This is a genomic window from Microvirga calopogonii, from assembly GCF_003347665.1.
Classification (GTDB): domain Bacteria; phylum Pseudomonadota; class Alphaproteobacteria; order Rhizobiales; family Beijerinckiaceae; genus Microvirga; species Microvirga calopogonii.
In genome coordinates, this window is record NZ_QDGA01000069.1 from 1 (window position 1) to 25,401 (window position 25,401).

The 25,401-nt window shown below is 63.3% G+C and carries 16 protein-coding genes, 1 tRNA gene and 1 pseudogene; all 18 read right to left on the reverse strand.

Features of this window, described 5'->3' with window-relative positions; all coding sequences use genetic code 11:
* Positions 1–1,187 (reverse strand): elongation factor Tu (tuf, locus tag DDF70_RS27110; RefSeq protein ID WP_114946637.1); only part of this gene is annotated, 1,187 nt, incomplete at its 3' end.
* A 45-nt stretch (positions 1,188–1,232) separates the two neighbouring features.
* Positions 1,233–3,308, reverse strand: coding sequence for an elongation factor G (gene fusA / locus DDF70_RS27115; RefSeq protein WP_114947858.1), 2,076 nt, complete (start codon positions 3,306–3,308; stop codon positions 1,233–1,235).
* Positions 3,309–3,327: 19 nt separating this feature from the next.
* Entirely contained in the window at positions 3,328–3,798 is a 471-nt protein-coding gene (rpsG, locus tag DDF70_RS27120) for a 30S ribosomal protein S7 (protein ID WP_009764295.1), read from the reverse strand.
* A gap of 27 nt (positions 3,799–3,825) precedes the next feature.
* On the reverse strand, positions 3,826–4,197 hold the full coding sequence (rpsL, locus tag DDF70_RS27125) for a 30S ribosomal protein S12 (protein ID WP_009764294.1): 372 nt from the start codon (positions 4,195–4,197) through the stop codon (positions 3,826–3,828).
* A gap of 468 nt (positions 4,198–4,665) precedes the next feature.
* Positions 4,666–5,292, reverse strand: a complete 627-nt coding sequence (locus tag DDF70_RS38860) for a hypothetical protein (protein WP_114947865.1) — start codon at positions 5,290–5,292, stop codon at positions 4,666–4,668.
* Between the two features lie 45 nt (positions 5,293–5,337).
* Positions 5,338–5,754, reverse strand: a pseudogene (locus DDF70_RS39325) (cadherin repeat domain-containing protein); the annotation flags it as partial.
* A 3,895-nt stretch (positions 5,755–9,649) separates the two neighbouring features.
* On the reverse strand, positions 9,650–13,825 hold the full coding sequence (rpoC, locus tag DDF70_RS27140) for a DNA-directed RNA polymerase subunit beta' (protein ID WP_114947860.1): 4,176 nt from the start codon (positions 13,823–13,825) through the stop codon (positions 9,650–9,652).
* A 109-nt stretch (positions 13,826–13,934) separates the two neighbouring features.
* Positions 13,935–18,065 (reverse strand): DNA-directed RNA polymerase subunit beta, encoded by a 4,131-nt coding sequence (gene rpoB, locus DDF70_RS27145; protein ID WP_114947866.1) that lies wholly within the window; start codon positions 18,063–18,065, stop codon positions 13,935–13,937.
* 247 nt (positions 18,066–18,312) lie between these two features.
* Positions 18,313–18,690 (reverse strand): 50S ribosomal protein L7/L12, encoded by a 378-nt coding sequence (gene rplL, locus DDF70_RS27150; RefSeq protein WP_114947861.1) that lies wholly within the window; start codon positions 18,688–18,690, stop codon positions 18,313–18,315.
* A 52-nt stretch (positions 18,691–18,742) separates the two neighbouring features.
* Positions 18,743–19,261: a 50S ribosomal protein L10 gene (gene rplJ, locus DDF70_RS27155; protein WP_114947862.1), complete on the reverse strand. Its 519-nt coding sequence runs from the start codon at positions 19,259–19,261 to the stop codon at positions 18,743–18,745.
* A 660-nt stretch (positions 19,262–19,921) separates the two neighbouring features.
* The gene (locus tag DDF70_RS27160; RefSeq protein ID WP_114947863.1) at positions 19,922–21,220 is read right to left on the reverse strand and encodes an RNA polymerase sigma factor; all 1,299 of its coding nucleotides are present in this window, start codon (positions 21,218–21,220) and stop codon (positions 19,922–19,924) included.
* Between the two features lie 30 nt (positions 21,221–21,250).
* Complete coding sequence (locus DDF70_RS27165; RefSeq protein WP_114947867.1) at positions 21,251–21,682, reverse strand: YciI family protein; 432 nt, start codon at positions 21,680–21,682, stop codon at positions 21,251–21,253.
* A 185-nt stretch (positions 21,683–21,867) separates the two neighbouring features.
* Positions 21,868–22,569 carry a 50S ribosomal protein L1 gene (gene rplA, locus DDF70_RS27170; protein WP_114947864.1) on the reverse strand — a complete coding sequence of 234 codons (702 nt, stop codon included), beginning with the start codon at positions 22,567–22,569 and terminating at the stop codon, positions 21,868–21,870.
* Between the two features lie 10 nt (positions 22,570–22,579).
* Positions 22,580–23,008 carry a 50S ribosomal protein L11 gene (gene rplK / locus DDF70_RS27175; RefSeq protein ID WP_009764285.1) on the reverse strand — a complete coding sequence of 143 codons (429 nt, stop codon included), beginning with the start codon at positions 23,006–23,008 and terminating at the stop codon, positions 22,580–22,582.
* Between the two features lie 171 nt (positions 23,009–23,179).
* Complete coding sequence (gene nusG, locus DDF70_RS27180) at positions 23,180–23,713, reverse strand: transcription termination/antitermination protein NusG (RefSeq protein WP_009764284.1); 534 nt, start codon at positions 23,711–23,713, stop codon at positions 23,180–23,182.
* A 12-nt stretch (positions 23,714–23,725) separates the two neighbouring features.
* Positions 23,726–23,926 (reverse strand): preprotein translocase subunit SecE, encoded by a 201-nt coding sequence (secE, locus tag DDF70_RS27185; RefSeq protein ID WP_009764283.1) that lies wholly within the window; start codon positions 23,924–23,926, stop codon positions 23,726–23,728.
* 164 nt (positions 23,927–24,090) lie between these two features.
* A tRNA-Trp gene (locus tag DDF70_RS27190) sits at positions 24,091–24,167 on the reverse strand.
* Between the two features lie 43 nt (positions 24,168–24,210).
* Positions 24,211–25,401 carry an elongation factor Tu gene (gene tuf, locus DDF70_RS27195; protein WP_114947423.1) on the reverse strand — a complete coding sequence of 397 codons (1,191 nt, stop codon included), beginning with the start codon at positions 25,399–25,401 and terminating at the stop codon, positions 24,211–24,213.

The window sequence follows — 25,401 nt, forward strand, 5'->3', positions numbered from 1 at the left end:
TCCATCACGGCGGCGACGACGCCGGCGCCGACGGTGCGGCCGCCTTCGCGGATGGCGAAGCGCAGCTTCTCTTCCATGGCGATCGGCGCGATCAGCTCGACTTCCATCGTGATGTTGTCGCCCGGCATCACCATCTCGGTGCCCTCAGGCAGCTTCACCACGCCGGTCACGTCCGTCGTGCGGAAGTAGAACTGCGGCCGGTAGTTGCCGAAGAACGGCGTGTGACGGCCACCCTCTTCCTTCGTCAGGATGTAGGCCTCGGCCTTGAACTTCGTGTGCGGCTTGATCGAGCCCGGCTTGCACAGCACCTGGCCGCGCTCCACGTCCTCGCGCTTCGTGCCGCGCAGCAGCACGCCCACGTTGTCGCCCGCCTGGCCCTGGTCGAGCAGCTTGCGGAACATCTCCACGCCCGTGACCGTCGTCTTCTGCGTGTCGCGCAGACCCACGATCTCCACTTCCTCGCCGACCTTGATGATGCCGCGCTCGACGCGGCCCGTCACCACCGTGCCGCGGCCCGAGATCGAGAACACGTCCTCGATCGGCATCAGGAACGGCTGGTCCACCGGACGCTCCGGCTGCGGGATGTAGCGGTCGACCTCGGCCATCAGCTCGAGCACCCGGTCGCGGCCGATCTCAGGCTGACGGTCTTCCAGAGCGCACAGGGCCGAGCCCTTCACGATCGGGATGTCGTCGCCGGGGAAGTCGTACTTCGACAAAAGCTCGCGCACCTCGAGCTCGACCAGGTCGAGCAGCTCGGCGTCGTCGACCATGTCGACCTTGTTCATGAACACCACCAGGGCCGGCACGCCGACCTGACGCGCCAGCAGGATGTGCTCGCGCGTCTGCGGCATCGGGCCGTCGGCCGACGACACCACCAGGATCGCGCCGTCCATCTGCGCCGCGCCCGTGATCATGTTCTTCACGTAGTCGGCGTGGCCGGGGCAGTCCACGTGGGCATAGTGCCGGTTCGTGGTCTCGTACTCCACGTGCGCCGTCGAGATCGTGATGCCGCGCGCCTTCTCTTCCGGCGCCTTGTCGATCTGGTCGTACGCCGTGAACGTCGCTCCGCCCGACTCCGCCAGAACCTTCGTGATCGCTGCCGTCAGAGACGTCTTGCCATGGTCCACGTGACCAATCGTCCCAATGTTGCAGTGCGGCTTGGTCCGCTCAAACTTTTCCTTCGCCATCGTGGCACCCGTTCCTTTGATCTTTCAAATAGTCGCTTAGTGGGTTCAGGCGTATTTCGCCTGAACCTCGGCAGCCACGTTCGACGGCACCTGCTCGTAGTGGTCGAACTGCATCGTGTAGTTGGCCCGGCCCTGGCTCATGGAGCGCAGAGTGTTCACGTAGCCGAACATGTTGGCGAGCGGGACCATCGCGTTGATGACCACGGCATTGCCGCGCATGTCCTGACCCTGGATCTGGCCACGACGGGAGTTCAGGTCGCCGATGACCGAACCCGTGTAGTCCTCGGGGGTCACGACTTCGACCTTCATCACCGGCTCGAGCAGAACCGATCCGCCCTTCTGGAGGGCCTCACGGAGAGCAGCGCGCGAAGCGATTTCGAAGGCCAGGGCCGACGAGTCGACTTCGTGGAAGGCACCGTCGATGAGCTCGACCTTGAGGTCGACCACCGGGAAGCCGGCAACGACGCCAGCGCCCACGACCGACTGGAGGCCCTTTTCAACGCCCGGGATGTATTCCTTCGGAACCGCACCACCGACGATCTTCGACTCGAACGAGAAGCCTGCACCCTGCTCGTTCGGCTGGACGACCAGCTTCACGCGAGCGAACTGACCGGTACCGCCGGTCTGCTTCTTGTGGGTGTAGTCCACCTCGGCCTTCTTCGTGATCGTCTCACGATAGGCCACCTGCGGAGCGCCGATATTCGCATCGACCTTGTAGGTACGACGGAGAATGTCGACCTTGATGTCGAGGTGAAGCTCGCCCATGCCCTTCAGGATCGTCTGGCCCGACTCCTGGTCGGTCGAGACGCGGAAGGACGGATCCTCGGCAGCCAGCTTCGAGAGAGCCAGACCAAGCTTCTCCTGGTCGGCCTTCGACTTCGGCTCGATCGCGATCTCGATGACGGGCTCGGGGAACTCCATCTTTTCGAGGATCACGGCCTTGATCGGATCGCAAAGCGTGTCGCCGGTGCGGACGTCCTTGAGGCCGGCCAGAGCGACGATGTCGCCGGCATAGGCCTCCTTGATGTCCTCGCGGTTGTTCGCATGCATCAGAAGCATGCGGCCGACGCGCTCCTTCTTGTCGCGGGTCGAGTTCAGGATCGAGGAACCAGCCTCGACCTTGCCCGAGTACACGCGGCAGAAGGTGATCGTGCCGACGAAGGGGTCGTCCATGATCTTGAAGGCGAGCATGGCGAACGCGTCGTCGTCGGACGGCTTGCGGACGGTCTCTTCCTCGGTCTTGAAGTCGATGCCTTCAACCGCGCCACGATCGACCGGGGACGGCAGGAAGTCGACGACGGCGTCGAGGAGCGGCTGAACGCCCTTGTTCTTGAACGCGGAGCCGCAGAGCACCGGGTGGAAGGCACGACGCTGAACGGCCGTACGAACGAGCCGGCGCAGGGTGGCCTCGTCCGGCTCCTGGCCGTCGAGGTAGGCCATCATGGCTTCGTCGTCCATCTCGACGGCAGCTTCGATGAGCTTGCCACGGTACTCGACAGCCTGGTCCTTCAGGTCGGCCGGGATCTCTTCCTCGCTGAAGGAAGCACCGAGCGCCTCGCCGTTCCAGACGATCGCCTTCATCTTGATGAGGTCGATCACGCCCTGGAAGTTGCTTTCGGCGCCGATCGGCAGCTGAAGGCAGACGGGCTTGCCGGCCACGCGGTCGATGATGTCGGCCACGCATTTGAAGAAGTCTGCGCCGGTCTTGTCCATCTTGTTGACGAACACGATACGCGGAACGTCGTACTTGTCGGCCTGGCGCCAAACGGTTTCGGTCTGGGGCTCGACGCCCTGGTTGCCGTCGAGAACGCAGACGGCGCCGTCGAGCACGCGCAGCGAACGCTCGACTTCGATGGTGAAGTCGACGTGGCCGGGAGTGTCGATGATGTTCAGACGCTTGCCGTTCCAGAAGCAGGTGGTGGCAGCGGACGTGATCGTGATGCCACGCTCCTGCTCCTGCTCCATCCAGTCCATGGTGGCGGCACCCTCGTGCACTTCACCGATTTTGTGGGACTTACCGGTGTAGTACAGGATGCGCTCGGTCGTCGTAGTCTTGCCGGCATCGATGTGGGCCATGATGCCGAAATTGCGGTAGTCCTCAATCGCGTGCGTGCGGGGCATCGCTCAGCTCCTCAGGCCGTTACCAGCGGTAATGCGAGAACGCACGGTTGGCTTCCGCCATACGGTGGGTGTCTTCGCGCTTCTTCACGGCGTTGCCGCGGTTGTTGGAGGCATCGAGCAGCTCAGCGGAGAGACGCTCGACCATGGTCTTGTCGTTGCGACCGCGGGCAGCCTGGATGATCCAGCGGATCGCCAGAGCCTGACGACGCTCGGTACGAACCTCGACCGGAACCTGGTACGTCGCACCGCCGACGCGGCGGGAACGGACTTCGATCGCCGGAGCGACGTTGTCGAGGGCCTGCTTGAACACCTCGAGCGGGTTCGCCTTGGCGCGGCTCTCGATGCTGTCGAAGGCACCATAGACGATGCTCTCGGCAGCGGACTTCTTGCCGTCGTACATGATGGAATTCATGAACTTGGTGACGACGATATCCCCGAACTTCGGATCCGGGATGATCTCACGCTTTTCGGCGCTGTGGCGGCGGGACATGAACTGACCTCAATGACAGTTGACGGCTTACTTCGGCCGCTTCGCGCCGTACTTCGAACGACGCTGCTTACGATTCTTCACGCCCTGGGTGTCGAGGACACCGCGGAGGATGTGATAACGGACACCCGGAAGGTCCTTCACGCGACCGCCGCGGATCATGACCACGGAGTGCTCCTGAAGGTTGTGACCTTCACCTGGGATGTACCCGATGACTTCGAACCCGTTCGTCAGACGAACCTTGGCGACCTTACGGAGAGCCGAGTTCGGCTTCTTCGGGGTGGTCGTATAAACGCGCGTGCACACGCCGCGCTTCTGCGGGCAGGCCTCAAGCGCGGGAACCTTGTTCCGGCTCTTTTGCGCCGTCCGCGGCTTGCGGATCAGCTGAGAGATCGTTGGCATCCTGTGCCCTCTTTCACCAGCCACCGACCCGGTGGCCTTCAAGTGTCTTCAACGGTTGACGCTGCACTTCGCCCTGCAGACCCTTTCAGGTGCACAAAACGAAGCCACGCCACTGACTTGGGTAAGCCCCTGGCGCGGTACGATTGCAGAGGACCACGGCATCTTGTACCGCGGTCGTGCCCTAAATCTGACATCTGTCAGTCAAGGTTGAGTTCGGCAGCGTTTAGGTGGCATCGGTCGAAGCTAGGCGCTTCGACTGGCGAAAACCTACGGCCAGCCGGAAAGTCCGGTCTCTCTAGCGCCCGAGTCGGGGAAAGTCAACTCTTTTCACGGGAGCGCCGGAGCTTAGGCGCCGCAGCCACCCCGCCGTGAGCCGGCGAAGCTGCTGCATGATCGCAAATTAGGACCGTCGTCCTACTACGGCAGGCGGGCCGGAGCCTTCTCATGGCTTGATACCACAATGTCAGGCTAAACCATTAAGAAATCCTTATAGGTGATCTCCCCGCCGGTCTTCTTGTTGGGATCGTAGGTGACGGTGGCGATCTCCAGGGCCTTCTGCTTCGTGCCCGAGCCGTCGGCGTCAAAGTAGAGCTTGTAGGTCTTGCCGTTGACCTTCTTGGCGATGAAGAAGTCATCCGCCTGCTTGGCCTCGCCGAGGGCGAACCATCCCTTCTTGATGGCGATAGGCTTGTCCAACGACGCGCCCTTTCCCTTCAGGTACTTGGCGATGGCCGAATTGCTGAAGGCCGCGTCGTCGAAGTAGAACGCGTCATACTTGGCCTGGAAGTCCTTCACTGTGTCGACGTGCTGCTTATAGTTCTGCTTTGTCACCGCGAAGTCGAACAGGAAGGCGTCCCGGTTCGCGTCTGCCGCGGTCCACTTGCCGCCGGTGAGCGTGTCCTTGCCGGCCCCACCCGACAGGATGTCATCGCCTGCGTCGCCAGACAGGAGGTCGTTGGCGCCCCCGCCGAACAAGCGGTCGTTGCCGGAGCCGCCCGACAGCGTATCGTTCAGGGCACCGCCATAGAAAATATCGCTGGCATCCGATCCTGCGGTGTTCTCACGGTCCACGTCTGCAACATTGATCACAAACATCTTATCGAGGCTCTGCCCGCCCTGGTCGGTCGTGCGCACCTTGATCGAGTATCGATCTTTCTGCTCGAAATCGAGCAGGAGGCCATTCTTGACGACAATCTTGTCGCCCCGTATCTCGAACCTTCCCCCAGCGTCGTCGAGCAGGGTATAAGTATAACCGCCACCCAGATCCGGATCGATCGTGGTCAGCGACCCGACCTCCGTCCCCGCCGCGGCCAATTCGGATACAGGATGGCTCGCAAGTCTCAGGTCGGTCGGCGCCTCCGGGAGATTGGTGACAATGATCGTCACCTTCTCGATATAGGTAAGCCCCTCCGAGTCGGTTGTCCTGACCCAGAGATCGTAGGTGCCGACCTGAGCATCGTCGAGAGTCGATTTGAGAATGATCTCGTTGCTGCCATCCTCGATCTTGAACAGAGGATGCTGCCCGTTCGGCAGAGCACCGCCGAACTGGTCGGCCACAAGATCGTAGGTGTGAGTGTCGCCGCTCTGATCGATCGTGGCCAGCGTTGCGCCCCCCCCTGCCGGCCGATGTTCCTTCAGCAACCGAACCGCCGGTCACAACAATGTCGCTTGGCGCCGCGTTGGTGACCAGGTTGATGGTGAATTCCTGCCAAGTGCTTAGGCCGCCGGCATCCGTCGCTCTGATCCAGACCGTGGTTTGATCGCCGAGGGCCTGTAACACACTTGCATTATCCACGACGAGCTTGCCGGCGACGATCTTGAAGGGACCGCCTGGCTCGATCTGCGTATGCATACCGTTGCCGGTGACGATGGCATAGGAGTGCGTGTCACCCAGATCCTGATCAACGGCATGCAACTGGCCGATTGGTCGTCCGCTGCCGGCGGATCTTGACACGCTGGCCGTCACCGCTCCCGCCGTACCGAAATTGATAGCCGTCGGCTCTTCGTTGACGTTGTCGAGCGTGACAGTAATCGTTTGCTCGAATGCCGTTCCGGGAGTGCCGGAAATCTCGGCCCGAATCTTGAAGGTGAACGTGCCGTTCGCATAATCCTCGCGATTCAGCACGGCGGTCTGTCGGAGGTTGTTGTCGTCGGTGATCGCAAACAGCGTCGCCAGCGTGGCCGCATCCGGGTTGGTATTGCCCTCCCCCGCGGTCGAGATCAGCGAGTATGTGTAAAGGCCCTGATCGCCACCCTGGACGGTCAAGCCGCCGAAATTGGCGATCGGGACCGCATTTTCCGTAAGTGCGAGGGTGGCCACTCCGCCCACTCGGACCGAGGTGGGAGCTTCGACCACGTTCGTGACGTTGATCGCGATGTCCTGGATGTAACTTTTTGCCGGGCTACCGGAATCTGTGGTTTCGATCCTCACGGCGGTGAAGCCGCCATTGTACTGCTCACGGTCGAGCACGACACCGCTCTTCAGCTTGAGCGCAAAGACGCCGCTCGCCGCGGCCGTCTCCACGATCTCGAAAGGCGAATCGACCATGGGGACGCCATTGGCGTCGACGATCCGATAGGAATGCGTCTGCCCCACATCCGCATCGGTCGTGGACAGGATGCCGATCATGCGACCGGCCTGCCCGTTCTCGGCAATGGCAATGGCGGTGGCGGGTGCGTCTTCTCCGATGGCCACCTTTACGGCGCTCGGGACGGCGTTGGCAGGATCGACCGTAACCGTCATGAGCTGCCACTTGCTCAGATTATCGGCGTCCTTCGCTCGGATCCAGAGCGACTGAGGACCCAAGAGGGCACCCAGACCGCCAGCGCTCACCACAAGCTTGCCGTTAGAGATGCTGAAAGCGCCGACGGCCTCCACGATGCTGTTCTCACCCTCGACAATGGTGAATTCAAGAACGTCGCCATCTGGGTCTAGGCCGCGCAAGGTCGCAATCTCGTCCCCGGCATGCGCGCTCTGTGAGACCCGTGCCGCCGTATTGCCGGCCGTGCCGAAATCGATCGATGTCGGTGCTTCGTTGACGTCGGCTACGGTGATGACGATCGTCTGCTCGAATGCAGTCCCGGGCACGCCCGGGATCTCGGCGTGGATCTTGAAGCTGAACGTTCCACCGTCGTATGCCTCGTGATCGAAGGTGCCGATTTTCTTGAGATTCTGCCCGTCGATGGCAAAGAGCTGCGCGAGGGCCGCCGCAGTCGGGTTGGTGTTGCCTTCGGCCGCGGTCGAGACGAGGGTGTAGGTATAGGTCCCACTGTCGCCGCCGACATTCACCAATGCTTGAATGGTTTGAGCCGGATCGTTCTCATCGAAGGTCGAGGGGCCAAGGACCGTGATCCCCGTCGGAGCCTCGACGACGTTCTGAACTGTCACGGCGATCGGCTCGACGGTGGTGTGGCCGGCAGAATCCGTGACCCGCAGGTAGAGTGTGAACGCGCCGTTGGTGTAGGCTTCACGATCGAGTGTGACGTCGGCTTTCAGCTTGAGCTTGAACGAGCCTGCGGCACTGGCTGGCACGATCTCGAACGGCGAGTTCGAAAGCGGATTGCCGCCCTGATCGACAATTGCATAGGTCAGTGCGGATACACCGTCCGGATCCACCGCGGACAGAGAGCCGATGTCCCGCCCGCTCACACCCAGTTCGGGAATGCTGAGCGCCGTCTCGCCTCCGACCTTGATTGAACCGGGAGTGCTGTTGCCGTTGCTTCCGGTAAAGCTGATCGATTGGGTGAAGCTCGCGCCACCTTGATCGGTGACCTTGACATTGAAGCTGAAGTTTCGCCCTTGCGGATTGCTGGAATCAAGCGTGACGCCATCCTTCAACGCTATGTGATAGCCCGTGGAGGCATCGCCGATGATTTGAACCCGGGAGTTTGTCGTCGGGTTTCCTAAGCCGTCCACTATCTGGTAGGTGAAGACGCTGTCGCCATTGCCGTCGACGGCCGCCAATTGGCCGAAATCGAAGTTGCTCCCCAACACCCCCGAATATGTCACCGTCGTTCCACCCGCGAGCGTCAGCGCTTCAGGAGCAAGGTTGTTGAGGTGGAAGCGCTGCTGGAACAGGCCGTTGGTCCCGACATTTGTGCCGGTTCCGACGCCGGACCACATGACGATCCAGTCTCCATCAGGCAAAGCGACGACGCTCGGCGACTGCTGAACGCCCGATGCGGAAGCGTGAACCAGGATTTCACTCCCGTTCGCCGTTCCGTCCGCGTTGAACGCCTGCTGCCAGACATCGTAATTGTTCGTCCAGGTGACGACCCAGCGGCCGCCCGCCAGCATAGTGACGCTGGGTTCGCCGATAAACACGGCATTCGCATCGACAGAACCGACCCGGGTTTCCTCCGGATGAAGCCGGTTGCCATTGATGTCGAAGACCTGCTGGAAGATCCCTTTATGGCCCGGATCCAGGTCCTGCCAGACGACGACCCACCCTCCACCGGGGATCGCCGTGACGACGGCGTTCTGCTGAACGCCGCTGGTGAACGCGTTGACCCGAACCTCCTGCCCGATCTTGCCGCCTGTATAATCGTAGCGCTGTTGATAGATGCCCGTAGGATCGTCCGACCCGTTACCTTGCCAAGTCACGACCCAGCCTACGTAAGGGTCGCTCAGACCCAGAAGGGCGGTAATCTCAGCGTTGAACTGATTGCCTTCCCCGGTCGTGTTGACCGGGAACTCTTGTGGCCAGCCGCCCGTGGCCGGCTGGCCGTTGGAGGCATAGCGCTGTTCCATCACATCGACGTTGCCGTCGGATCCGATATTCTGCCACGTCACGATCCACCCGCCGCCGGCATTGGCGGGAATGGCCGAAATGGATGCCGACCCCTGCCCGAGGGCCGGGGCATGGGAGACGTTCACCTCGGCGGTGGCAGGGCTTCCATTCGCGTTGAACACACGTTGGTACACTCCGGCCGTATCCTGTCCGCCGCTGCCGTTCGGACCCACGCCTTCCCAAACCACCACAAAGCGGCCGTCGGACAAGGCGACGACGCTGGGCGCCGTCTGATCACCTGTAGTCGTCGTGTTGACCTGCACTGGGCTGGCATCGATCTTGACGCCAGTGGCGTCGAACCGTTGGTAGAAAATATCCGTCTGGCCTGCGATATTGACCTGCCAGACGGCAACATAGCCGCTCGCCGGCGGCGGAAAGGCGGAGAGGTTCGGATTATCCGGCGTAAAGTTCACCGCCGTTGTCGCTACGACAGTTTCGACGCCAACTCTTGAAATGGTCTGGGTCATGGAGCGGCCTCGCTACAGGTGCGTAGGAAAACAAACGCAGTTACGCCAGACTATATATGCTACGTTGTAATGTAAATATAGTTAAGCTTCGTACATAGGCTCATGTGAGGACGAACTCCTCGGTCGAGCTCCGCTGGCATGCAATAAAAAAGGCCGCCCTGGGGCGGCCTTTTCAGTTCATTGAGGTTTGGCAGCTTACTCGGCCGCCGGAGGCAGCTCGCTGACCTGAGCTTGAGACTCGGAGCGCTTCTGCTGCAGGATCAGCTCGTCGCGATGGGTCGCGACGGCTTTCACCTGGGCGGTGAGCGCACCCGTGCCGGCCGGGATGAGGCTGCCGACGATGACGTTCTCCTTGAGGCCCTCGAGGGTGTCGACCTTGCCGTTGACCGCCGCCTCGGTGAGGACGCGGGTGGTCTCCTGGAAGGACGCCGCCGAGATGAAGGAACGGGTCTGCAGCGAGGCCTTTGTGATACCGAGCAGAACCGGCACGCCTTCGGCGGGCTTCTTCTTCTCGGCCACGAGACGCTCGTTGATCTCCTCGAACTCGAGGCGATCGACCTGCTCGCCGGTGAGCAGCTCGGAATCGCCGCCCTCCGTGACCTCGACCTTCTGCAGCATCTGGCGAACGATCACCTCGATGTGCTTGTCGTTGATGAGCACGCCCTGGAGGCGGTAGACCTCCTGGATCTCGTTCACCAGGTAGGCGGCCAGCTCCTCGACGCCCTTGATCGCAAGGATGTCGTGCGGCGCCGGGTTGCCGTCCACGATGAAGTCGCCCACTTCGACCACGTCGCCGTCCTGCAGGTGGATGTGCTTGCCCTTCGGGATCAGGTACTCCACCGGCTCCGAGCCATCGTGCGGGTTCAGCGTCAGGCGACGCTTGCTCTTGTAGTCGCGGCCGAACTGGATCGTGCCGGACTTCTCCGCAATGATGGCCGCGTCCTTCGGACGACGGGCCTCGAACAGCTCCGCCACGCGCGGCAGACCGCCCGTGATGTCGCGGGTCTTGGCGCTCTCGGTCGAGACACGGGCGAGGATGTCGCCGGCCTTGACCTTGGAGCCCGGATCGGCCGCAAGGATTGCATCGACAGGCAGAAGGTAGCGGGCGTCGCCGCCACGGGCGACCTTCGCCACCTTGCCGCCGGCACCCTGGATAACCACCGCCGGACGCAGGTCCGCCGTGCGCGGCGAACCGCGCCAGTCGATGACCACGCGCTTGGCGATGCCGGTCGACTCGTCCATCGACTCGATCATCGACGCGCCGTCCACCAGGTCCTCGTAGCCCACCGTACCGTCGATCTCGGTGAGGATCGGACGGGAATACGGGTCCCACTCGGCGATGCGCTGGCCGCGCTTGATCGTGTCGCCCTCGTCCACCTTCAGGCGCGAGCCGTATTGCAGGCGGTGAACCGCCCGCTCGGTGCCGTCATGGCCGATGATCACAACCGCCACGTTGCGGCCCATGACGACGAGGTCGCCGTCGGAGTTGCGCGCAATGTTCTTGTTGCGGAAGCCGATCTTGCCTTCGAAGCTCGACTCGATGAAGGACGAGTCCGCGATCTGGGCCGCACCGCCGATGTGGAAGGTGCGCATGGTGAGCTGGGTGCCCGGCTCGCCGATGGACTGCGCCGCGATGACGCCGACAGCCTCGCCGTGGTTGACCGGGGTACCCCGGGCCAGGTCGCGGCCGTAGCAGGTGGCGCAGACGCCGTTCTTCGACTCGCAGACGAGCACCGAGCGGATCTTCACCTCCTGGATACCGGCAGCGCCGATGGCCTCGAGGTGATGCTCCTCGATCATCGTGCCCTTGGGAACGATGACGGTGCCGTCCTGGGCGACCAGGTCCTCCGCCGTGGAGCGGCCGAGGATACGGGAAGCCAGCGACGCGACCACCTGGCCGGCGTCGATGATGGCCCGCATCTTGATGCCCTTCTCGGTGCCGCAATCCGGCTCACGGATGACCGCGTCCTGCGCCACGTCGACGAGACGACGGGTCAGATAACCCGAGTTCGCCGTCTTGAGCGCGGTGTCGGCCAGGCCCTTACGAGCGCCGTGGGTCGAGTTGAAGTACTCGAGAACGTCGAGGCCTTCCTTGAAGTTCGAGATGATCGGCGTCTCGATGATCTCGCCCGACGGCTTGGCCATGAGGCCGCGCATCGCCGCGAGCTGCTTCATCTGGGCCGGCGAACCACGAGCGCCCGAGTGGGACATCATGTAGATCGAGTTGACCGGCTTGTCGCGACCCTGATCGTCCTTCTGGACCGTCGAGATGCGGTTCATCATCTCGGCGGCGAGACGGTCGGAGCACTTCGCCCAGGCGTCGACAACCTTGTTGTACTTCTCGCCCTGGGTGATGAGGCCGTCCTGGTACTGCTGCTCGTAGTCCTTCGCGAGGGCACGGGTCTCCTCGACGATGGCCCACTTGTTCTCCGGGATCACCATGTCGTCCTTGCCGAACGAGATGCCGGCGCGGAACGCGTTGTAGAACCCGAGGCCCATGATGCGATCGCAGAAGATCACCGATTCCTTCTGACCGCAGTGCCGGTACACGGCATCGATCATGTTGGAGATCTCCTTCTTCGTCATGAGCTTGTTCACGACGTCGAAGGGAAGCATCGGGTGCTTCGGCAGGAGGCGCGAGAGCATCACGCGGCCGGCCGTGGTGTCGACGATCTTCGACACGGGCTGACCGTCCTCGCCGAGGCCTTCCCAGCGATAGCGGATCTTCGTGTGGAGCGTGATGACCTTCTCGTTCAGGGCATGCTCGATCTCGCCCATGTCGGCGAAGGCCTTGCCCTGGCCGGGCTGACCGTCGGAGACGATGGAGAGATAGTAGAGGCCGAGAACGATGTCCTGCGACGGCACGATGATCGGCTGACCGTTGGCCGGGTGCAGGATGTTGTTCGTCGACATCATCAGCACGCGGGCTTCGAGCTGAGCCTCGAGCGAGAGCGGCACGTGGACGGCCATCTGGTCACCGTCGAAGTCCGCGTTGAACGCGGCGCAGACGAGCGGGTGCAGCTGGATCGCCTTGCCCTCGATGAGGGTGGGCTCGAACGCCTGGATGCCGAGGCGGTGAAGCGTCGGAGCGCGGTTCAGGAGCACCGGATGCTCGCGGATGACCTCGTCCAGGATATCCCAGACTTCCGGCTTCTCCTTCTCGACGAGCTTCTTCGCCTGCTTGACGGTGGCGGAGAGGCCCCGCGCGTCGAGCTTGGCGTAGATGAACGGCTTGAACAGCTCGAGCGCCATCTTCTTCGGCAGGCCGCACTGGTGCAGCTTGAGCTCCGGACCGACCACGATGACCGAACGGCCCGAGTAGTCGACGCGCTTGCCGAGCAGGTTCTGGCGGAAGCGTCCCTGCTTACCCTTCAGCATGTCGGCGAGCGACTTCAGCGGACGCTTGTTGGCGCCGGTGATGACGCGGCCGCGGCGGCCGTTGTCGAACAGAGCGTCGACGGCCTCCTGGAGCATGCGCTTCTCGTTGCGGACGATGATGTCCGGCGCACGCAGCTCCATCAGGCGCTTCAGGCGGTTGTTGCGGTTGATCACGCGGCGATAGAGATCGTTCAGATCCGAGGTCGCGAAGCGGCCACCGTCCAGCGGCACGAGCGGACGCAGATCCGGCGGGATCACCGGAACCTCGGTCAGGATCATCCATTCCGGCTTGTTGCCCGACTGAACGAAGGCCTCGATGATCTTGAGGCGCTTCATCAGCTTCTTGGGCTTCAGCTCGGACGTGGTGACGGCGATCTCCTCGCGGATCTCCTGCGCGGTCTTCTCGAGGTCGAGTTCCTGCAGGATCCGGCGGATCGCTTCCGCGCCGATCATGGCCGTGAAGCTGTCCTCACCGTACTCGTCCTGAGCGCGGATGTACTCTTCCTCGGTGAGGAGCTGACGGTCCTTGAGAGGCGTCAGGCCCGCATCGACGACGATGTAGGATTCGAAATAGAGGATGCGCTCCAGATCCTTCAGGGTCATGTCGAGCAGCAGACCGATGCGGCTCGGCAGGGACTTGAGGAACCAGATGTGGGCGACGGGCGCGGCCAGGGAGATGTGGCCCATGCGGTCGCGACGGACGCGGGCCAGCGTCACCTCGACGCCGCACTTCTCGCAGATGACGCCCTTGTACTTCATGCGCTTGTACTTGCCGCACAGGCACTCGTAGTCCTTGATGGGACCGAAGATGCGCGCGCAGAACAAGCCGTCGCGCTCGGGCTTGAACGTACGGTAGTTGATGGTCTCCGGCTTCTTGATCTCGCCGTAGGACCAGGACAGAATCTTCTCAGGGCTCGCGATCGAGATCTTGATCTGATCGAAGCTCTGCGGCTGGGCCGTCTGGTTGAAGAGATTCATGACCTCTTGATTCATCGCCGTCTCCTGGGCTGGAAGGCGCTAGATAAGCACCCTCACCGGCAATTGCATGAGGCCGCGGCACGAAAGCCGCGGCCGAACGTCAAACTTGAAGCGCCTGAGGCACTTACTCGGCCGCCTCCGACGGAGGCAGCTGCTCCGCCTCGTTGGCAGCCTTCTTGGAGTTGGTGAGCTCCACGTTGAGGCCGAGCGAACGCATTTCCTTCACGAGAACGTTGAAGCTCTCCGGAATGCCCGACTCGAAGGTGTCGTCGCCGCGCACGATGGCCTCGTAGACCTTCGTACGGCCGGCCACGTCGTCCGACTTGACCGTGAGCATTTCCTGCAGCGTGTAGGCGGCGCCGTAAGCCTCCAGGGCCCAGACCTCCATTTCGCCGAAGCGCTGGCCGCCGAACTGGGCCTTGCCGCCCAGCGGCTGCTGGGTAACGAGGCTGTAGGGGCCGATGGAGCGGGCGTGGATCTTGTCGTCCACGAGGTGGTGGAGCTTCAGCATGTAGATGTAGCCCACGGTCACCTTGCGGTCGAACGCTTCGCCGGTCTTGCCGTCATAGAGCGTCACCTGACCCGACGGATCGAGGCCTGCCTTCTGCAGCATGGCTTCGATGTCCGATTCCTTCGCGCCGTCGAAGACGGGCGTGGCGAACGGAACACCGCGACGCAGCTTGCGGCCGAGTTCGACGAGCTCGTCGTCGTCCGCCTGCTCGATTTCGGGCAGGTTGCCGTAGATCGACACGAGCTGCTCGCGCAGCGCCGTGGTCTTGCCCGACTTCATGTAGGCGTCGACCGCCTGGGCGACCTGCTTGCCGAGACCGGCCGCAGCCCAACCCAGGTGCGTCTCGAGGATCTGACCCACGTTCATGCGGCTCGGCACGCCGAGCGGGTTGAGCACGATATCCGCGTGGGTGCCGTCCTCGAGGAACGGCATGTCCTCGATCGGCACGATGCGCGACACGACACCCTTGTTGCCGTGACGGCCGGCCATCTTGTCGCCCGGCTGGATCTTGCGCTTCACCGCCACGAAGACCTTGACCATCTTCATGACGCCCGGAGGCAGCTCGTCGCCGCGCTGCAGCTTCTCGACCTTGTCGAGGAAGCGCTGCTCGAGGCGCTTCTTCGACTCGTCGTACTGCTTCTGCATGGCCTCGATCTCGGTCATCAGAGCATCGTCTTCGACCGCGAACTGCCACCACTGGGACCGCGGGAACTCGTTGAGGAGTTCGCGGGTGATCGGGGCGTCCTTCTTGTAGCCCTTCGGGCCCGCAACGCCGGTCCTGCCCGAGAGGATCTCGGCCAGACGCGCATAGGTGTTGCGGTCGAGGATCGCCTGCTCGTCGTCCCGGTCCTTCGCGAGACGCTCGATCTCCTCGCGCTCGATGGCCTGGGCGCGCTCGTCCTTGTCGACGCCGTGACGGTTGAAGACACGGACTTCCACGATGGTGCCGGTCACGCCCGGGGGCACGCGCAGCGACGTATCGCGGACGTCGGAGGCCTTCTCGCCGAAGATGGCGCGCAGAAGCTTCTCTTCCGGCGTCATCGGGCTTTCGCCCTTCGGCGTGATCTTGCCGACGAGGATGTCGCCCGCATGGACCTCAGCGCCGATATACACGATGCCGGCTTCGTCGAGGTTCTTCAGCGCCTCTTCCGACACGTTCGGAATGTCGCGCGTGATTTCCTCCGGACCCAGCTTCGTGTCGCGGGCCATCACTTCGAATTCCTCGATGTGGATCGAGGTGAAGACGTCTTCCTTCACGATCCGCTCGGAGAGCAGGATCGAGTCTTCGAAGTTGTAGCCGTTCCACGGCATGAACGCGACGAGCACGTTCCGGCCGAGCGCCAGCTCGCCGTACTCGGTCGAGGGACCGTCGGCGATGATGTCGCCCTTGCGCACGAGGTCGCCGGCGCGCACCAGCGGCTTCTGCGTGATGCAGGTCGACTGGTTGGAGCGCTGGAACTTCTGCAGGCGGTAGATGTCGACGCCCGGACGGGTCGGATCCGTGTTCTCCGTCGCGCGGATAACGATACGGGTCGCGTCCACCTGGTCGACGATGCCGGTGCGGCGGGCCGCGATCGCGGCGCCCGAGTCACGGGCGACGACCGCTTCCATGCCGGTGCCGACGAACGGAGCGTCCGCCTGGACCAGAGGCACGGCCTGACGCTGCATGTTCGAGCCCATGAGGGCGCGGTTCGCGTCGTCGTTCTCGAGGAACGGGATGAGCGCGGCGGCAACCGACACGAGCTGCTTCGGCGACACTTCCATCAGGTCCACGCGATCGGGAGCCGCGACGATGTTTTCACCGGCGCGACGGCAGATCACGAGCTCTTCCGTCAGGGTGCCGTTGGCATCCAGCGGGGAGTTCGCCTGGGCGATGTTGTACTTCGCCTCTTCCATGGCGGAGAGGTAGATCACCTCGTCCGTCACGCGGCTGTCGCGCACGCGGCGGAACGGCGTCTCGATGAAGCCGTACTTGTTGACGCGCGCGAAGGTGGCCAGCGAGTTGATCAGACCGATGTTCGGGCCTTCCGGCGTCTCGATCGGGCAGATGCGGCCGTAATGCGTCGGGTGCACGTCGCGCACCTCGAAGCCGGCGCGCTCTCGGGTCAGACCGCCCGGGCCGAGCGCCGAGAGGCGACGCTTGTGCGTGACTTCCGAGAGCGGGTTCGTCTGGTCCATGAACTGCGACAGCTGCGAGGAGCCGAAGAACTCGCGCACGGCGGCAGCGGCAGGCTTCGCGTTGATCAGGTCCTGAGGCATGACGGTGTCGATATCGACCGACGACATGCGCTCCTTGATCGCGCGCTCCATGCGCAGCAGTCCGAGGCGGTACTGGTTCTCCATGAGCTCGCCGACCGACCGCACGCGGCGATTGCCGAGGTGGTCGATGTCGTCGATCTCGCCCTTGCCGTCGCGCAGGTCCACGAGCGCCTTCGTGACCGCGAGGATGTCCTCACGGCGAAGGGTCCGCACGGTGTCCTCGGCGTCGAGGTCGAGGCGCATGTTCATCTTCACGCGGCCCACCGCCGAGAGGTCGTAGCGCTCGGGGTCGAAGAACAGCGAGTTGAACATCGCTTCCGCCGTCTCGAGGATCGGCGGCTCGCCCGGACGCATGACGCGGTAGATGTCGAACAGGGCGTCCTCGCGGGAGGAGGCCTTGTCGATGGCAAGCGTGTTGCGGATGTACGGGCCGACCGTGACGTGGTCGATGTCGAGCACCGGGATCTCGGTGAACCCGGCCTCTTCCAGGCCCTTCAGCAGCTTTTCGGTGATCTCGTCGCCCGCCTCGGCGTAGATCTCGCCGGTCTTGGGGTTCACGAGGTCTTCGCCGATGTACTGGCCGTAGAGGTCCTCGTCCGTCGCGCGCAGGTTCTGGAGGCCCTTCTCGGCGAGCTGGCGGGCGGCACGCGCCGTCAGCTTCTTGCCGGCCTCGAGCACGATCTCGCCGGACTTGGCGTCGATCAGGTCGACGGAGGCCTTGAAGCCCTTCATGCGCTCCGCGTCGAACGGCACGGACCAGGCATCCCCATCACGGGTATAGGTGATGTGGTTGTAGAAGGTGTTGAGGATCTCCTCGCCGTCGAGGCCGAGGGCGTAGAGCAGCGACGTGGCCGGGATCTTACGCTTGCGGTCGATACGGGCGTACACGATGTCCTTGGCGTCGAACTCGATGTCGAGCCAGGAACCGCGGTAGGGGATGATGCGGGCGGCGAACAGCAGCTTGCCCGAGGAGTGCGTCTTGCCCTTGTCGTGGTCGAAGAACACGCCGGGCGAACGGTGCATCTGAGAGACGATGACGCGCTCGGTGCCGTTCACGATGAAGGTGCCGTTGTCCGTCATGAGCGGCATGTCGCCCATGTAGACGTCCTGCTCCTTGATGTCCTTCACGGAGCGGGCGCCGGTATCCGGGTCCACATCGAACACGATGAGGCGCAGCGTGACCTTGAGCGGCGCAGCGAAAGTCATGCCCCGCTGGCGGCACTCGTCCACGTCGTATTTCGGGGGCTCGAACGTATACTTCACGAATTCGAGCAGGGCAGTATTCGAAAAGTCCGAAATCGGAAAAACCGATTTGAAGACGGCTTGCAAGCCCTCTTCCGGCCGGCCACCCTTTGGCTCTTCGACCATCAGGAACTGGTCGTAGGATGCCTTCTGAACCTCGATCAGGTTCGGCATCTCCGCCACTTCCTTGATTTTCCCGAAGAACTTGCGAATGCGCTTCCGGCCGATCAGTGTGTTGGCCATCTGGACCTCGTTCCTCATACACGGCTAATCGAGAACCCCGAGAGGTCAGGCTCCTCGATTAGCCGCCCGGCGGCTCAATCCGCCCGCTAACCGCAAGAATTCAGGTCGTTTTTCAGACCTGTCGACGTGCCATCAAGAAGCCCGGCCTCTTTGACGACACAACGGCCCCAGGCAAAATCGCCTGGGACCGTGTGTTTTGAGCCCCGATTTCGCGGGGGTAACCCTACGACCCTGATGGGCCGCAAAATTACTTAAGCTCGACCTTGGCGCCGACCTTCTCGAGGGTCGCCTTGATCTTCTCGGCTTCGTCCTTGGAAGCGCCTTCCTTAACGGGCTTCGGCGCACCTTCGACGAGGTCCTTAGCTTCCTTCAGGCCCAGGCCCGTGATGCCACGGACTTCCTTGATGACCTCGATCTTCTTGTCGCCGGCCGAAGCCAGGACGACCGTGAACTCGGTCTGCTCTTCAGCAGGAGCAGCGCCGGCGCCAGCGCCGGGAGCAGCAGCGACGGCAACAGCCGCAGCAGCGGAAACGCCCCACTTCTCTTCGAGCATCTTCGAGAGCTCAGCGGCCTCGAGAACGGTCAGCGACGAAAGATCGTCAACGAGCTTGGCAAGATCAGCCATTTTTTAGATCCTTAAGTTCAGTTCGAACGGTTTGATGGTTGAGGTTACGGCCTCACGCCGCTTCGCCTGTCTTGGCATAGGCCCCGAACACGCGGGCGAGCTTCGCCGCCGGCGCAGTGCTGAGCTGAGCGATCTTCGTAGCCGGGGCCTGGATGAGGCCGACGAGCTTGCCGCGCAGTTCATCGAGGGACGGCAGAGTGGCAAGTGCCTTCACTCCGTCCACGTTCAGGGCGGTCGCGCCCATTGCGCCGCCGAGGATCACGAGCTTGTCGTTACCCTTGGCGAAATCGACAGCGACCTTGGGCGCCGCGACCGGATCGCTCGAATAAGCGATCAGGGTCGGACCTTTCATAAGGCCCGAGATGGACGCGACGTCCTTGCCTTCGAGAGCGATTTTGGCGAGGCTGTTTTTTGCGACCTTCACGGTGGCGCCGGCCTGCTTCATCTGCGAACGCAGCTTCTGCATGTCGGCGACCGTGAGACCAGCATAGTGGGCGACGACGACAACGCTCGTGGTGCTAAACACGTCGTTGAGAGTCGAGACGAGCTCGCGCTTTGCTGCTCTTTCCACTGGGCTCTCTCCGGTTGGCGGAAATCTCCGCCGGTTGCATTTGCCGTTCAAGGCCCGGACTTGCATCCGAGGGCATCCTGAACGACGCTCTCGCAAGCCCTGTCCCCCAAATGACGCCTGGCGGCGCACCGGGTGAGATGGTTCGAACCGATCCTCTTCACCTGCGTTGATGCAGGCATAAAAAACTCGGCTTCCCCGTCTATGCAGGCCCTTTCGAATTAAACCGGCAAGCCGGCACCTGCAGTCTCGGACAGGACATAGCCGGAACGCGCCAAAGGTTACCCTTTAGCTCGCCGGCTTGTCACCGCCCCGTCTCCGGGACGGATTAGCAGCCAGAGGCACGCGCGAAAGCGGAGCCTCGGCATATGTTGGAAACTCAAAGAATCCCTATAATCCCTTTTCGCCCTCTTGCCAAGGGGCAGGGTAGGATAAGTTTAAGGTTTTTATGGCCGCCCGCGGCTGGGCCGCCTGGAGGACGCTCGGACGGGAACAAGCCGAGGCGCCGGCAGCGACGTCTCGATGACACCGCGCAGCGCCAGATATCCGGTCAAGATCAGCCCGATGGCGCCGAAAAACTCGATCATGGCATACATGTCCCTGCTCCCACCTGCAACAATGTGATGGCTGGGAACATAATATTCAAGCCCAAAAATGCCGGTCTCATTCCCTAGAGACAATCGGCTCGTCGTTTGGGCCTTTCGGTTGCGAGCAGGCCCCTGCCCTGGCGACGAAAAAAGCCCTCTCCTGCTCGTTTCGGCTCAGGGAGGCTGCACGCTCGAACTGGATCCGGGCCTCGGGCAACCGACCGGCCCGGAACAGGAAATCTCCCCTCGCCGCAGGCAGAGGGGCATAACGGGGCAAGGCAGCCGGATCGATGTCGTCCAGGAGCCTCAGCCCGGCGTCCGAACCGAAAGCCACGCTGTGGGCTACCGCCCGATTGAGTTCGACTACCGGCGAAGGCATGGCGAGGCGGAGCAGGTCATAGAGGCCCGCGATCCTCGTCCAGTCAGTCTCCTCCGCCCGGTTGGCACGGGCGTGGCAGGCGGCAAGCGCGGCCTGAAGGACGTAGGGCCCCTGGGAGCCGCCCAGGGCCTCCGCGCGCTCCAGCGCGGCGAGACCCCGGTGGATCAGAAGCCTGTCCCACCGGCCTCGGTTCTGCCGGGTCAGCGGGACCGGCATGCCGTCCGGGCCGATGCGGGCTGCCAGCCGCGAGGCCTGGATCTCGACCAGGGCCAGAAGACCCAGAACTTCAGGCTCCTCGGGAGCAAGGCCGGCCAGGATGCGGGCGAGGCGCTGGGCCTCGGCACAGAGGATCGGACGGGTGAGAGCCGCGCCGGATGTCGCCGAATAGCCCTCGTTGAAGATCAGATAGATGACCGCCAGGACCGAGGATAGGCGCTCCTGCCGCTCCCTTCCGCGCGGCACCTCGAAGGAAGGGGCAGCCTTGCCGAGGGTTCGCTTCGCCCGGACGATGCGCTGGGCGATGGTTGCCTCGCTGGTGAGGTAGGCCCGGGCGATCTCGTCGGTCGTCAGCCCGCCGATCAGGCGCAGGGTCAGGGCCACCTGAGCCTCCGGCGAGAGGACCGGGTGACAGGCGACGAAGATCAGGCTCAGCAGTTCATCGCCGACATCGTCGTCCATGGCGGCCTCGATCGCTTCCAGATCGGCCCCGTCGGCCTCCGAAAGGTCGCGACCGATCTCGGCATGCTTGCGCGCAAGCATTTTGTGACGCCGGATGAGGTCGATGGCCCGGCGCCTGGCCGTGGCATTGAGCCAGGCGCCGGGATTGGTCGGAATTCCGGTTTCCGGCCATTCGGACAGGGCCGTGACGAACGCATCCTGGGCCAGCTCCTCGGCCAGCCCCACGTCGCGCACCATCCGGGCCAGTCCCGCAATGAGCCTGGCCCGCTCGATCCGGAAGATCGTCTCGATGGTGCGGTGGATGTCGGTGGTCGTCACGGTCCTGCCGGGGTATGCGCGGCGAGAGACTTACTGACCCGATACTTTGGCGCGGAGCTGGTTCTGATGCTCGGCCATTTCCGGCGTGACGATATCGCCGAAATCGGCCAGCTCGTAGATCGGGCGGATCTCGATCTCGCTCGGGCCGGGCATCGGATTGGGGCAGCGTTTCACCCACTCGACCGCCTCAGCCATGTCCTTGACCTCCCAGAGCCAGAACCCGGCGACCAGCTCCCGGGTCTCGGCGAAGGGGCCGTCGATGATGGTGCGGCTCGGGCCGTCGAATGCCACCCGCTTGCCCTCGGATGACGGCTTGAGCCCGTCGCCGGCCAGCAGGACCCCGGCATTGATCAACTCCTCATTGAAGCGGCCCATGGCTTCGAAGAGCTCGGTGGTCTCGGCCGAGGGCTTGAGGCCCGCCTCGCTGTCCTTCGTTGCCTTCACCAGTACCATCACGCGCATCGTCATATCTCCTTGTGCTTCGGGAGAGCTGCATGGGCTCTCCTGTTCCTACGACGAACGGGCATCGCCCGGATCGACAGGCCCACGAGATTTTTTTTGCACCAGAACAAATGGAACCGGGATTGGCAAAAAGAAAAAGCCCGGCACGAGGGCCGGGCTTTTCCGATTGTCCGGCAATGAGCCGATCAGGCGCCGATCACCGAGGAGGGATCTACCTTCACGCCCGGGCCCATCGTCGAGGAGATCGCGACGCGCTGGATGTAGGTGCCCTTGGCACCCGTGGGCTTCGCCCGGGAGACGGCATCGGCGAAAGCCTTGATGTTCTCCACCAGCTTGCCCTCGTCGAAGGAGGCCTTGCCGATACCGGCATGGACGATACCGGCCTTCTCGACGCGGAACTCGACGGCGCCGCCCTTGGCGGCCTCGACGGCACCCTTCACGTCCATGGTGACCGTTCCGACCTTCGGGTTCGGCATCAGGCCGCGCGGGCCGAGCACCTTACCGAGACGGCCGACGAGCGGCATCATGTCCGGGGTGGCGATGCAGCGATCGAAGTCGATCGTGCCGCCGTTAACGGTCTCGAAGAGCTCCTCGGCACCCACGATATCGGCACCGGCAGCCTTGGCCTCGTCGGCCTTGGCACCACGGGCGAACACGGCAACGCGGACCGTACGGCCGGAGCCGTTCGGCAGGTTGCAGACGCCGCGGACCATCTGGTCGGCGTGGCGGGGATCGACGCCGAGGTTCATCGAGATCTCGATGGTCTCGTCGAACTTCGCCTTGGCGCGTTCCTTGATCAGCTTCACCGCGTCCTGGATCGGGTAGAGCTTGGTGACCTCGATGCCCTCGCGGGCGGCGCGGATGCGCTTACCTTCCTTAACAGCCATCATGCCCTCCTTACGCCACTTCCATGCCCATCGAGCGCGCGGAGCCCTCGATCATGGCCATGGCGGATTCAACGGTGTCGCAGTTGAGATCGACCATCTTCTTCTCGGCGATCTCGCGGATCTGGTCGCGGGTGACGCGACCGACGGTGCCGCCCTTGCCGGGGGTCTGCGAACCCTTGTCGATCTTCGCGGCCTTCTTGAGCCAGTACGAGACCGGGGGCTGCTTCATTTCGAAGGTGAAGGAACGATCCTGATACGCGGTGATGATCACCGGGATCGGGGTTCCCTTCTCCATCTGCGAGGTCTTCGCGTTGAAGGCCTTGCAGAATTCCATGATGTTCAGGCCGCGCTGACCGAGCGCCGGACCGATCGGCGGCGACGGGTTGGCTGCGCCTGCGGGCACTTGAAGCTTTACGTAGCCCGAGATTTTCTTTGCCATAGGACTGCTCCCAATGGACCAACCGCCCGGCGCCAACCGAGCGGAATGGCAGTTGCAGATCGCGGTGCAGTCTGGAACTCCCGGCTGGCGACCGGGCAGACCTCCCGCGGATGAAGGCCCCTCTCAAGGGGCCTGGAAAGCGCTACCGGAAAAGTACCACTTCCCTTCTGATCAGATCTTTTCGACCTGACCGTATTCGAGTTCGACCGGCGTCGCGCGGCCGAAGATGGACACCGCCACCTTGAGGCGGGCCCGGGCATCGTCGACTTCCTCGACCACGCCGTTGAACGAGGCGAACGGACCGTCGGAGACGCGCACCTGCTCGCCGACCTCGAAGCTGACGGAGGGCTTCGGATGATCGACACCCTCGGCCACCTGACCCTTGATCCGCTCGGCTTCCCGATCCGGGATCGGAACCGGCTTGGACTTGTCGGCGCCCAGGAAGCCCGTCACCTTCGGCGTATTCTTGATGAGGTGATACACCTCGTCGGTCAGATCGCACTTCACCAGGACGTAGCCCGGGAAGAACTTGCGCTCGGTATCGACCTTACGGCCGCGGCGCACCTCGACGACCTTCTCGGTCGGAACCATGACCTCGTCGAACTTGTCTTCCAGGCCGCGCTGCGCCGCCTGATCCTTGATCGACTGGGCAACCTTGTTCTCGAAATTCGAATAGGCGTGGACGATGTACCAACGCTTCGTCATTGCATCCACCCCTTAACCGCCAAGCCCGAGGATCACCGAGCGGACGCCCCAGCCGAGAGCCTGATCGACGACCAGGAAGAAGACGCTGGCGACCACCACCATCACGAACACCATCGCGGTCGTGATCATGGTCTCCTTGCGGGTCGGCCAAGTGACCTTCGCAGCCTCCGAGCGGACCTGCTGTATGAAATCGAACGGGTTCGTCTTCGCCATGTCGCTTGCGTCCGCATCACCGCGAGAGCGGCTGCGAACGTCCTCTAAGGGCACGCTTGAGCCCAAATTGAAGGGGCGCGAGGCTGCTTTCCGAGCCTCGCGCCACCTGTTCAAACCATCTACGGGGCGCTTCTCTAACGCAAAACGCCCGCTTTGTCGACCGCTGGCAGGAGTGGAGGGACTCGAACCCCCAACCCCCGGTTTTGGAGACCGGTGCTCTAGCCGATTGAGCTACACTCCTCCGGCGGTCAACAGGTGGCGGAAACCCGCCACCTGGATCGGTATTAGTCCATCACGGCGGCGACGACGCCGGCGCCGACGGTGCGGCCGCCTTCGCGGATGGCGAAGCGCAGCTTCTCTTCCATGGCGATCGGCGCGATCAGCTCGACTTCCATCGTGATGTTGTCGCCCGGCATCACCATCTCGGTGCCCTCAGGCAGCTTCACCACGCCGGTCACGTCCGTCGTGCGGAAGTAGAACTGCGGCCGGTAGTTGCCGAAGAACGGCGTGTGACGGCCACCCTCTTCCTTCGTCAGGATGTAGGCCTCGGCCTTGAACTTCGTGTGCGGCTTGATCGAGCCCGGCTTGCACAGCACCTGGCCGCGCTCCACGTCCTCGCGCTTCGTGCCGCGCAGCAGCACGCCCACGTTGTCGCCCGCCTGGCCCTGGTCGAGCAGCTTGCGGAACATCTCCACGCCCGTGACCGTCGTCTTCTGCGTGTCGCGCAGACCCACGATCTCCACTTCCTCGCCGACCTTGATGATGCCGCGCTCGACGCGGCCCGTCACCACCGTGCCGCGGCCCGAGATCGAGAACACGTCCTCGATCGGCATCAGGAACGGCTGGTCCACCGGACGCTCCGGCTGCGGGATGTAGCGGTCGACCTCGGCCATCAGCTCGAGCACCCGGTCGCGGCCGATCTCAGGCTGACGGTCTTCCAGAGCGCACAGGGCCGAGCCCTTCACGATCGGGATGTCGTCGCCGGGGAAGTCGTACTTCGACAAAAGCTCGCGCACCTCGAGCTCGACCAGGTCGAGCAGCTCGGCGTCGTCGACCATGTCGACCTTGTTCATGAACACCACCAGGGCCGGCACGCCGACCTGACGCGCCAGCAGGATGTGCTCGCGCGTCTGCGGCATCGGGCCGTCGGCCGACGACACCACCAGGATCGCGCCGTCCATCTGCGCCGCGCCCGTGATCATGTTCTTCACGTAGTCGGCGTGGCCGGGGCAGTCCACGTGGGCATAGTGCCGGTTCGTGGTCTCGTACTCCACGTGCGCCGTCGAGATCGTGATGCCGCGCGCCTTCTCTTCCGGCGCCTTGTCGATCTGGTCGTACGCCGTGAACGTCGCTCCGCCCGACTCCGCCAGAACCTTCGTGATCGCTGCCGTCAGAGACGTCTTGCCATGGTCCACGTGACCAATCGTCCCAATGTTGCAGTGCGGCTTGGTCCGCTCAAACTTTTCCTTCGCCAT